The sequence below is a fragment of the Mesorhizobium sp. M7A.F.Ca.US.007.01.2.1 genome (assembly GCF_003998165.1).
Classification (GTDB): Bacteria; Pseudomonadota; Alphaproteobacteria; order Rhizobiales; family Rhizobiaceae; genus Mesorhizobium; species Mesorhizobium ciceri.
This window is the reverse complement of sequence record NZ_RZQP01000211.1, coordinates 1-11,136: the sequence shown is the minus strand read 5'-3', so window position 1 is coordinate 11,136 and position 11,136 is coordinate 1. Positions and strand designations below refer to the sequence as shown.

General features: G+C 62.6%; 11 protein-coding genes. 4 read left to right on the top strand and 7 right to left on the bottom strand.

Going from position 1 to position 11,136, the window contains the following annotated elements; translation table 11 throughout:
* Both EN949_RS27680 and EN949_RS27675 read right to left on the bottom strand, forming a co-directional pair.
* Positions 1-937 (bottom strand): PleD family two-component system response regulator (locus tag EN949_RS27680; RefSeq protein ID WP_127371840.1); only part of this gene is annotated, 937 nt, incomplete at its 3' end.
* A 33-nt stretch (positions 938-970) separates the two neighbouring features.
* A complete protein-coding gene (locus EN949_RS27675) occupies positions 971-1,342 on the bottom strand; it encodes a response regulator (protein ID WP_013531932.1) in 372 nt (123 codons plus the stop codon).
* Positions 1,343-1,588: 246 nt separating this feature from the next.
* On the opposite strand from EN949_RS27675, the gene EN949_RS27670 reads away from it, so the two are divergent.
* Positions 1,589-1,888: a DUF3572 domain-containing protein gene (locus EN949_RS27670; RefSeq protein WP_024503583.1), complete on the top strand. Its 300-nt coding sequence runs from the start codon at positions 1,589-1,591 to the stop codon at positions 1,886-1,888.
* Positions 1,885-2,538: a hypothetical protein gene (locus tag EN949_RS27665; protein ID WP_013531934.1), complete on the top strand. Its 654-nt coding sequence runs from the start codon at positions 1,885-1,887 to the stop codon at positions 2,536-2,538. Before EN949_RS27670 ends, EN949_RS27665 begins: the two co-directional genes overlap by 4 nt.
* A gap of 10 nt (positions 2,539-2,548) precedes the next feature.
* Here the strand turns inward: EN949_RS27665 and EN949_RS27660 are convergent, their stop codons facing one another.
* Together EN949_RS27660 and EN949_RS27655 are read right to left on the bottom strand one after the other, a co-directional pair.
* Positions 2,549-4,069, bottom strand: coding sequence for a hypothetical protein (locus tag EN949_RS27660; protein WP_127371839.1), 1,521 nt, complete (start codon positions 4,067-4,069; stop codon positions 2,549-2,551).
* 107 nt (positions 4,070-4,176) lie between these two features.
* Complete coding sequence (locus tag EN949_RS27655; RefSeq protein WP_127367782.1) at positions 4,177-4,752, bottom strand: GNAT family N-acetyltransferase; 576 nt, start codon at positions 4,750-4,752, stop codon at positions 4,177-4,179.
* A gap of 65 nt (positions 4,753-4,817) precedes the next feature.
* Between EN949_RS27655 and EN949_RS27650 the strand changes: the two genes are divergently transcribed.
* A complete protein-coding gene (locus EN949_RS27650) occupies positions 4,818-6,146 on the top strand; it encodes a DNA polymerase IV (RefSeq protein ID WP_013531937.1) in 1,329 nt (442 codons plus the stop codon).
* On the opposite strand, the gene EN949_RS27645 is transcribed toward EN949_RS27650, so the two are convergent.
* Positions 6,143-6,649, bottom strand: coding sequence for a hypothetical protein (locus tag EN949_RS27645; RefSeq protein ID WP_024503586.1), 507 nt, complete (start codon positions 6,647-6,649; stop codon positions 6,143-6,145). The two genes, EN949_RS27650 and EN949_RS27645, sit on opposite strands and share 4 nt — an antisense overlap.
* Before the next feature lie 198 nt (positions 6,650-6,847).
* On the opposite strand from EN949_RS27645, the gene EN949_RS27640 reads away from it, so the two are divergent.
* Positions 6,848-7,729 (top strand): DMT family transporter, encoded by an 882-nt coding sequence (locus EN949_RS27640; protein ID WP_013531939.1) that lies wholly within the window; start codon positions 6,848-6,850, stop codon positions 7,727-7,729.
* 12 nt (positions 7,730-7,741) lie between these two features.
* Here EN949_RS27640 and EN949_RS27635 read toward each other — a convergent pair whose 3' ends face one another.
* Positions 7,742-8,545: a potassium channel family protein gene (locus tag EN949_RS27635; RefSeq protein WP_027161463.1), complete on the bottom strand. Its 804-nt coding sequence runs from the start codon at positions 8,543-8,545 to the stop codon at positions 7,742-7,744.
* A gap of 67 nt (positions 8,546-8,612) precedes the next feature.
* Positions 8,613-11,136, bottom strand: a 2,524-nt coding sequence (gene dnaE, locus EN949_RS27630) for a DNA polymerase III subunit alpha (protein WP_127371838.1), incomplete at its 5' end; no start/stop codon positions are given.

Here is an 11,136-nt window from a genome sequence, read left to right as displayed (position 1 = left end):
GCGTCTGCAGATGGCTGTCCAGATAGCGGCGATTGTGCAGCCCGGTCAGACCGTCGGTCACCGCCATTTCGATTGTCTGGGTGACGCTGGCCCGTAGCTGGTCGTTGTAGCGCTTACGCCGCACCTGCGTGCGCAGCCGTGCCGTCAGTTCCTGCTGGTCGATCGGCCGCATGAGATAGTCGTTGATGCCGAGTTCCAGGCCGCGAATGATGCGTTCCTCCTCGCCCTCCTCCGCCAGCAGGATAATCGGCACGAAGCGGGTGCGATCGAGCGAGCGCAACTGCGAACAGAGCCTCAGCGGATCGAAATCGGCGAACGCGGTCGAGATCATCACGCATTCATAGGATGTCTCGGCGGCCTGGAAGAAACCGGCATGCGGATCATGTGTGACGTCGAGGTCGGCCCGATCACGCAGCATCTTCTGGATGCGCTCGACGGATGTTTTGCGCTCGTCGATCAAAAGCACTTTCGGCGTCGTGTCCTCGGATGCGAAATTGCGGCTGAGCAACTCCTCGATGCCGATGTTGCGCGTCGTCGAGGCGCGCAGCCGCAACTCGTCGGTCAGCGACTTCAGCCGAACCAGGCTCTTGACGCGCGTCATCAGCTGCAGGTCGTTGACCGGCTTGGTCAGGAAGTCGTCGGCGCCAGCCTCAAGCCCGCGGACGCGGTCGGAAACCTGGTCCAGCGCGGTGATCATCACCACCGGAATGTGCGATGTCGCCGGATCGCTCTTCAGCCGCCGACAGACCTCGAAGCCGTCCATATCGGGCATCATCACATCGAGCAGCACGACATCGACCTTGCCGTTCTCGCAGGTCTCGATCGCATCCGGCCCGTTGGTGGCGGTCAACACTTCGAAATATTCGGCCAGCAGCCGCACTTCCAGCAGCCGCACATTGGCAGGGATATCGTCTACGACGAGGATCCGCGCAGTCATTTCATAACGCTCCGACTCGGCTGAAGGGGCACATCACGCATCGCCCAGATAGGATTTGATGGTTTCGATGAAACGCGGCACCGAGATCGGCTTCGAAATATAAGCCTCGCAGCCACCCTGGCGAATACGTTCCTCGTCGCCTTTCATGGCGAAGGCGGTCACGGCAATGACGGGGATGACGTGCAGTTCGTCGTCCTCCTTCAGCCATTTGGTCACTTCAAGCCCCGACACCTCAGGCAACTGGATATCCATCAAGATGAGATCCGGCCGGTGCTGGCGTGCCAGATCGAGCGCTTCCAGACCGTTGCGGGTGCGCACGGTCTCGTAACCGCTTGCCTCGATGAGGTCCCGAAAGAGCTTCATGTTGAGCTCATTGTCCTCGACGATCATAACCTTCTTCGGCATCGATATCCCGTCCCGGCCGCCCTTCCGCTTCGAAGGCGACCGTCATGCGCCCATGTCTGAACGCACCAAGCCCTGCTTCACTTTACGGCAATATGATTGACGAAACGGAAATCCGCGGCTGGAAAACAGCGCGAATTCTACCTCGTCGCCTGCGCGTCCAAAGGGCGCGCCACGCTCTAATGGCTTGCCGCAAGCAACTCTTGCCATTACTGCGGGAGAGACTCATTCCACACACCGAAGGTAGTGATGGCAAACGCAGCGTCAATGCGCGAAGAAGCGGAATCGATTGCCGTGAAGGCCCTGGGCTTTGTCGCCTCCGATCCGGAGCTTTTGCCGCGCTTTCTGGCTATCACCGGCATAGAGGTCCATTCGATCCGCAAAGCCGCCAGTGAGCCGGGTTTCCTGGCTGGTGTCCTGCAATTCATCCTCGCCCACGAGCCGACGCTGATGCGCTTTGCCGAGGAAACCGGCACCCCGCCGGCTGCTGTCGGCAAGGCCCTGCGGTCGCTGCCGCTGGGCGATGACAATCACGAGCATTCCATATGAGCGATGATCCAGAAACAGCGCGCCAGATCGAAGAACTGGCAGCCGACAACCGGCCGTTGCTGGTGCTCGATGTCGACGATGTCGTGCTCGAATTCATCCGCCCGTTTCCGAATTTCCTCAAGACGCGTGGCTATGGCCTGACGCTGGCCTCGTTCCGGCTGACCGGCAACATCGCAGAGACGGCCAGCGGCCGCCTGATCGAACAGCCCGAAGTCACGGCACTGCTGGGCGATTTCTTTGACACGCAAGCCGATTGGCAAAACATTACGGACGGCGCGGCAGAGGCCCTGGCAGGGCTTGGCGACCGCGCGGAAATCATCTTGCTGACGGCCATGCCGCACAAACACCGTGCCGTGCGTCGTGTCCATCTCGACGCGCTTGGACTGAGCTACCCGCTTCTGACCACTGAAATGGCCAAAGGACCGGCAGTGGCCAAGCTTCGCGGCAAGGCCGGCCGACCGGTGGTCTTCGTCGACGATCAGCCGCACAATCTGGCGTCGGTGCGGGAATCGGTCGCCGACGCCGAACTGTTCCACCTGATGGCCGACAATTCGCTGCGCGCATTCCTGCCCCCGGTGACGGACGATGTGGTCGTCGTCCAGGACTGGCACGAAGCCGCGCCGAAGATCGCAAGCGCGCTGGGGCTCTAAACTCCAGCCTTCAAGGGTTCAGTTTCGCACCTGCGCCGCCGCTGTCGTCCCCGCTGTCATCGTCGCCGTCGCCATCGTCCACGGCCGGATCGGCAGGCTTCAGCATGACGCCATTGACGGTGACCGAACCGTCGGCCTTGGCGTTGACGATCCATTCCAGCCGGCCATCGGGCAGCGTCTTGCCAAAGCCCTTCGCCATGAGAGCGACTGGCACGTATTGGGACACCTCCGGTTCCGACTTTGCCGCTTCCTGCAGGCCTTCGACAAGCTTGTCGAAGCCGGCGACATCGACGGTCACGCTACCTTCGGGCTTTTCGCCTGGGAATGTCATCTCGCCTTCCAGGGCGATCTCCGTATCCTTGTTCTTCACGGTGCTGTGGCCAAGCACGACCTTCGGCGACTTGGCCATGAAGTCGGCCTTAAGCTGCTGGCCGAATTCGGCAGACAGCGGCGGATTCTTATTGAGATCAAAGGCTTCGATCGCCTTCTTCGCCATGCTGTCGAGATCGATATTGGCGCCGCCAAAGTTCAAATCGACATCGGTGGGCAACAACCCCACGCTCCAGCTCGGGAGAAGCTGGGTCGGCACGGTCAGTCCCGATGCCTTGATGCCGTAGGTGATCGTGCCATTTTGGGCGACGCCGTCGGAGCCGAACACGGTGCTGAGCTGGGTGGCGCCGAAATTGCCGACCGGGCTTTCCACCGCGAAATCCTTGAAACCATAGGTCCCGTCGATACGCTGCCAAAGCGGTAAGGCGGCGAACAAAAGCGATTTGAGCTGCGCCTGGTTGGCCTTCAGCGTCGCCTCGTCCTCGTTGGCCACAGCAAATGCCAGGAGATCGAGCAATGGCTTGGTCTGCACGCCCTTGCCGCTGGCTTCGACCGACAATTCCGGCGACCTGACGGTGACCGGGAATTTCAGCCCGCTCTCGGGGTCATCGAAATTGATCGCTTCGACAAAACTCGACACCTTCTGCGAGGTTGTGAAATCGACGCCCCCGGTCGCCGACTTGGTCGCGGCAACGGTCGCGATGCCAGCGCCGGCGCTGGCCTCCATGTGCTGCTTGGCATCCTTCGACGTCATCGTCATGCCGGCCATCGAACTGGTGCCGCTGGTGAAGGCCGCCAGATTTGGATCGTACACGCCCGAGCCCTTGCCGTCCTTGATCGAAAACTGAGTGCTTTGCAGCCCTTCGGGTCCGTTGAACTCGAAGGAGGCGCTCTGGGAGAAATCCATCGAGACATCCCAGGATCCGTCGCTGCGCGGCTTGACCATCAGGGCATAGGGCGCAAAGTCGAACTTCAGCAGTTTCTGGTCCGGAAATGATGCGGCAAGTGCCTTGAAATCGAACAGGATCTTGTAGGCACCACCTTCCAGCGAAACCTTCAAAATGCCTTTGTCGATGGCCTGCTTGCCGACATAGCGGGACAAGTCGTCGGACAATTGCTTCGCACCCTGACTGTCGACGGTCTGACTGAGAGCAGGGGCACTCAACGCAAGAAGGAACACGAATGGCAGGGCACGGTTCACGCGAATTCTCCGTTTGACCGAGAAGAAAGGCTTTGTCCGTCTGGTATGAAATTACCGCTGCAACCGCAAGGTGAGATCGACAACGGCATCCGGGCAGGCAATCTCGATCAAAGCACCAGCCGCATCAGCGGCCGACCGGCCTTGCGTTCCAACAGCCTCTCGAAACCAGCCTTCTCGAAGACCCGCGACGAGCCGACGAACAGGCCGATCGAACGCGAATCGCGAGACAGATCTATCGGACAAGCCTCGAGCAGCCGTGCACCGTTCTGGCGGGCAAAATCGATGCCGCCTTCGACGAGGCGATGCGTGATGCCCCTGCCGCGCGCCTTGCCGCGGATGAAGAAGCAGGAGATCGCCCAGACGGCCGGATCCGTGGCGTCGGCAGGATCGACCGGTGCCGACCCCCTGCCCTGGTTGTTCCACTCGGGCACGTCGGCGCGCGGTCCGATCTGCATCCAGCCAACCGCCTGACCGTCCTCGAATGCCAGCAGGCCCGGCGGCGGGCCGGCCTCGATGCGTGCCTTGATGTGGTCCTTGTTGCGTTCCCGGCTGCTCTCGCGGCGCGTCGCCGGCGCCAGCCGGAAATGCGTGCACCAGCAACCGTAGCAGGCACCTTGCTTGCCGAAGAGGTCCTCGAATTCAGCCCAAAGCTCGGGCGCAAGCGGCGCTATGGTCGTGCTCATGCGTTCTCCCCAGGCCAGCCTTGTCGCTGGCCTTGCACTGTCGTACCATTGCCTCTGTTCTCTTTATGTTCGCAGCGATGGCGGCCCCTGTCAACAATCCCGATCACGGTTTTTGCCGCGACTGCCTGATGCTTCAGCGCAGCCAGACGCGCCGCTGCGAGCGCTGCGGCAGCCCCCGGCTTGCGCGTCATCCCGAGCTTTACCGGCTGCATCTGGCCCATATCGATTGCGACGCCTTCTATGCGGCAATCGAAAAGCGCGACAATCCGGCGCTCAAGGACAAACCGTTGATCATCGGCGGCGGCAAGCGCGGCGTGGTCTCCACCGCCTGCTACATCGCCCGCATCCAGGGCGTCCGCTCGGCCATGCCGATGTTCAAGGCGCTCGAAGCCTGCCCGGAGGCGGTGGTCATCAGCCCCAACATGGAAAAATACGTCCGCGTCGGCCGCGAAGTGCGCGCCATGATGCAGGCGCTGACGCCGCTGGTCGAGCCACTGTCGATCGACGAGGCGTTTCTCGACCTCGCCGGCACCGAACGACTGCACGGCCTGCCACCCGCTGTGGTGCTGGCGCGCTTTGCGCTGGCGGTCGAGAAGGAGATCGGCATCACCGTTTCGGCCGGCCTGTCCTACTGCAAGTTCCTCGCCAAGATAGCGTCGGACTTCCGTAAACCGCGCGGCTTCTCGGTCATCGGCGAAGCCGAGGCGGTCGGCTTCCTGGCGGCGCAGCCGGTGACCATGATCTGGGGTGTCGGCAAGGCGTTCAACGCAACGCTGGAGCGTGACGGCATCCGCACCATCGGCCAGCTGCAGCAGATGGATCGCGGCGACCTCATGCGCCGCTATGGCACGATGGGCGACCGGCTCTACCACCTTTCGCGCGGCGAGGATGTCCGCCGCGTCGATCCCGATCAGGACGCCAAGAGCGTGTCGGCCGAAACCACCTTCGACACCGACATCGCGTCGCTGGAGGAACTGATCGCGGTTCTCAGGGGTCTTTCGGAAAAGGTTTCGGCACGGCTGAAAAAGTCAGGCATTGCCGGGCGCACCGTGGTGCTGAAACTGAAGAGCCAGGATTTCAAGCTGCGCACGCGCAATCGCCAGCTCGGCGACCCGACCCGGCTCGCCGACCGCATCTTTCAGACTGGGGTGGAGCTTCTGCGCAAGGAAACCGACGGCACGAAGTATCGGCTGCTCGGCATCGGCGTCAGCGACCTCTCGGACGACGACAAGGCCGACCCGCCCGATCTGGTCGACATCCAGTCGCGCAAGCGCGCCATGGCTGAAGGCGCCATCGATGCCTTGCGCGACAAGTTCGGCCGCAAAGCGGTGGAAACCGGCTACACATTCGGCAAGGGCCGCGATGCCCATCCGCCGGAGCCGCTCGAAGATTAGGTGCGCTGCAAGTCTATCCTGCTCGTCACCACGCTCTTGCCGGTTTTCGGGTCGGTGTCGATGACGGTCAGCCGCATGCCGTTCTCGCCGCGTTTCTCGACCTTCATCTGCGCCCTTCGGTCGCCATTGACCTCCTTGGCCCAGCGAATGCCCAGGTTGATCGCATTGCCCGAACGGCTGCCGTTGAGTTGCGCCGGTCCCGTGCGAGAGCCGACATAGGTGCCGCTGTATTTGGCACCTGTAACTTTCAGATTGGCGCTGATGGCCCGCGACACCACAATGAGACCGCGGCAATTTCCATCCAGCGATAGCGAGGTTGAGGTCGCATTCGACTTGAAGCTGCACGATACGCTGACGTTCGGAGCATCCGTGGTTACCTGGACAGTGCCCTTGCCGGCGAAATTGCCCTTGAACGACTGGAGAAATTGGGTCTCGTCGGCATGTGCTGCGCCTGCCGCAACCAATAGACCGCCGGTAAGCGCGAATTGCGCGAAGGATCTCATCGAAGCTCTCCTTGTCGTTTTCGAAAAAAGGCGGGGCGATCCACGAGCACGGCTGACCATCGGGACTCAACGCCACCTACCGTTTCAGGTTCCGTCCGCCACATGACTGTTTTACAACATCGAGCCAGTCGCGACTGGCCCAGAAGAATGCCTTGGCTAGCGGTTGCGGCAGAGGTGCTGGCCTGCGACATAGCGCGAATGGCACCCACCCCCTCGATCCCCAAGGCCGCGTTCTGGATGGCGCTGTCTATCGCCTCGTTCCTTGGCATGACGGTCGCCGGCCGGGCCACGACAGCGGAGCTCAACGTCTTCCAAGTGCTGGAGTTGCGCTCCGTGATCGGCTTCTTCATCCTGCTGCCGCTGGTGATGATGAGTGGCGGCTTTCAAGCCATGCGCACGCAGCGCCCGGTTGCCCATATCGCCCGCAACGTCATCCATTACACGGGCCAGGCGGCATGGCTCTACGCCCTCACCTTGATTCCGCTGGCCGTGTTGATCTCGATCGAATTCACCACTCCGATCTGGACAGCTATCCTGGCGGTGATCTTTCTGGGCGAAAGGCTGAACCGGCCCAAGTTGGCAGCGATCGCGCTGGGGCTGATCGGCGTGGTGATCATCGTGCGCCCCGGTGTCGGCTCGGTCGATCCTGGACATCTCGTCGTGCTGGGCGCCGCGGCCTGCTTCGGCATCTCGGTGGTCACCGTCAAGTCGCTGACCCGGACGGACAGCGTCGTACGCATCATCTGCTGGATGCTGATTGTCCAGTCGGTGGTCGGTCTCATCCCGGCGCTCTATACGTGGCGCAACCCGCCACTGGAGCTATGGCCATGGATCGTGCTGATCGCCTTCACCGGCATGTCGTCGCATTTCTGTATGGCCCGAGCGCTTGGCTATGCCGACGCGACCATCGTCTCGCCGATGGATTTTCTACGCGTGCCGCTATCGGCACTGATCGGCTGGCTGCTCTATAGCGAGCAGATCGACGCCTTCACCGCCGGCGGCGCGCTGCTGATCCTGATGGGCAATCTGCTCAATCTGCAGCGCAGGCAGATAAAGCCGGCCGAAGTGGCGGCGTCGTAGTCCCGCCGGCCGTCAGTTCCCTTCGTCGGGTATGTTGAGAAGATGGCCGCAGGCCTTGCAATGCACGGCGTCCGGCTCGTGCCGCCGCAAGCCGCACTGCGGACAGGGAAACAACACCTTGGCTGGCCGGAAGATCGCCTGAGCCAGTCTGACAAACAGCGATATGCCGATGATCATGGTGACGATTGCCGTCAGCTTGCCGGCCATGCCCGGCAGCACGATGTCGCCGAAGCCGGTCGTCGTCACCGTGGCGACAGTGAAATAAAGCGCGTCGATATAGTTTTCCAGGCCAGCGCCAGTGCGAAAGAAGAACGTGTAGACGAAGCCGGTGATGACGAACAGGAAGGTCAAAAGGTTGATGACCGCGTGGCTGGCCTCTCGCCACGGCCGCAGTCCTCGCATCTCGAAATGCCGCCAGAGCGAACCGCTGCGTGACAGCGACCACAGCCGCAGGATGCGCAGGAAGGCGAGATTGGCGAACGCCGTTGGCATCAGCAGCGTCAAGAGGATGAAGACATCGACCCACGACGTCGGCTGCTTCATCAGCCGCAGCATGTTCTTGGAGGCAAGCAGGCGGGCAGCGAGGTCCGCGGCAACCAGCGCGGCCGCCGAATAGTCGAGCCAGAGGAATGACGGCTTGTCCTGGAGAACCGGCGTCGCGATGAAGAAGGCGATGATGGCGAGGTCGATGACGACGGCCACCAGCTGGAACCGGAAAGCGGCCGGCGTGCGCCCATGATAAAGCCTGCGCAGCCGGTCACGCAGCCGCGCCAAGACTGAAACCGCCTGCGACCCATTCCTCTGCGCCGGCTTCATGCTGACCGCGCCGGCGTTGGCGGCAGCGACCGCCCGGCTGATTGCCGCGCCCCGAAAAGAGCGGGGGTCACACCAATTCCACTTCGACCACGCCCGGCACCGCGCGCATCGCCGAGGCGATCTGCGGCGAGATACGGTAGCGGTTCGGCAGCTCTATCTCGATTTCACCCTCGCCTTCTTCCTTGATCAGCACGAAACTGACCTGGCCTTCGCCCCTGACGGTCAGTTGGCCGGCCAGCGTGTTGATCGGCGTGGCGTTGCGCACGAAGATACGTAGCGCCTTCTGGATGCGACTTGCCTCATCCTCCAGCGACTGCACCGAGTTGATGCGCAGATTGACGCCTTCCGGCCTGTCCTCGGCCGCAACGGTGATGACGACGGAGCGGCCGGCCTCGAGCAGGTCGCGATACTGTGCCAGTCCTTCCGAAAACAGCACGGCTTCGTACTGGCCTGACGTATCCGAAAAGGCGATGACGCCCATCTTGTTGCCGGTGCGCGTCTTGCGTTCCTGTTTGGATGTTACCGTGCCGGCCAGACGGCCGGCGGCGGCACCGCGTTTGACGGCCGCCGAGAACTCGGCCCACGTCTGCACCCGCATCTTCTGCAGGGCCGCCTTGTACTCGTCGAGCGGGTGGGCCGAGAGGTAGAAGCCGACCACCTGGAATTCACGATGCAGCCGGTCGGCGGCGAGCCACGGCTCTGTCGCCGGCAGATTGAGTGCCTGCGACTGGGCGCCGAGCGAGGCGCCGAAGATGTCGTGCTGTCCGGAAACCGCGTTCTGCTGCGCCAGCGACGCCAGTCCCATCATGCGTTCCACGCCCGCCATCATCGACGCGCGGTCGTGGCCGAAGCAGTCGAGCGCGCCGGCCATGATCAGGCTTTCGAAGACGCGCTTGCCGACGATCTTGGGATCGACCCGCTCGCAGAAATCGGCGAGGTTCTTGAACGGCTTTTCGCCACGCTGGGCAACGATGTGCTCGACCGCCGCGTCGCCGACGCCCTTGAGCGCTGCCAGCGAATAGTAGATGCGGTTCTCGCCGACCTCGAAGGGGCGAAAGCTCGATGTCACCGACGGCGCGAGAACCTCGATGCCGAGGCGCAGCGCGTCCTGGCGGAAATCGGCGAGCTTGTCGGTGTTGCCCATATCGAGCGTCATCGACGCCGCCAGGAACTCGACCGGATAATGCGCCTTGAGATAGGCGGTCTGGTATGAAACCACCGCATAGGCGGCGGCGTGCGATTTGTTGAAACCATAGTCGGCGAACTTGGCCAGCAGGTCGAAAATGAAGTCGGCTTGCGGCTTGCCGACGCCACGCTCGACCGCGCCGGAGACGAAGCGCTCGCGCTGCTTGTCCATCTCGGCGCGAATCTTCTTGCCCATGGCGCGGCGCAGCAGATCGGCTTCGCCGAGCGAGTAGCCGGACAACTCCTGCGCGATCTGCATCACCTGTTCCTGGTAGACGATGACGCCTTGCGTCTCCTTCACCAGATGGTCGATCTTGGGATGGATCGAGGCCATCTCCTCCTCGCCATGCTTGCGGGCGTTGTAGGTCGGGATGTTTTCCATCGGGCCGGGTCGATACAGTGCGACCAGCGCGATGATGTCCTCGATGCAGTCGGGCCGCATGCCGATCAGCGCCTTGCGCATGCCGGCACTTTCCACCTGGAACACGCCGACCACTTCGCCGCGCGACAGCATGGCGTAGGTCTCGGGATCGTCGAGCGGGATGGTTGCCAGGTCGATCTCGATGCCGCGCCGGCGGATCAGCTTCACCGCCGTCTCCAGCACGGTCAGCGTCTTCAGGCCGAGGAAGTCGAACTTCACCAGTCCGGCCTGCTCGACATATTTCATGTTGAACTGGGTGACGGGCATGTCCGAGCGCGGATCGCGGTACATCGGCACCAGCTCCGAGAGCGGCCGGTCGCCGATGACGATGCCGGCGGCGTGCGTCGAGGCATGGCGGTAGAGGCCTTCCAGCTTCTGCGCCATGTCGAGCAGCGTCTGGACGATCGGCTCCCTCTCGGCCTCTTCGGCAAAACGTGGCTCGTTGGCGATGGCGTCGGCGAGCTTGACCGGATTGGCCGGATTCTGCGGCACCATCTTGGAGAGCTTGTCGACCTGGCCATAGGGCATCTGCAGGACGCGGCCGACGTCGCGCAGCACGGCGCGCGCCTGCAGCGTACCGAAGGTAATGATCTGGCCGACCTGGTCGCGGCCGTATTTCTGCTGGACGTAGCGGATGACCTCCTCGCGCCGATCCTGGCAGAAGTCGATGTCGAAGTCGGGCATCGACACGCGGTCGGGATTGAGAAAGCGCTCGAACAGCAGCGAGAAGCGCAGCGGATCAATGTCGGTGATGGTGGTCGAATAGGCGACCAGCGAGCCTGCGCCCGAACCGCGGCCAGGCCCGACCGGAATTCCTTGCGCCTTGGCCCATTTGATGAAGTCGGCAACGATCAGGAAGTAGCCGGGAAACTTCATCTTGGTGATGATGCCAAGCTCGAAGTTCAACCGCTCGCGGTATTGCTCGACCGTATAGCCCGCGGTCGGGCCATGCATGGCAAGGCGCGCGTCGAGCCCCTCATGGGCC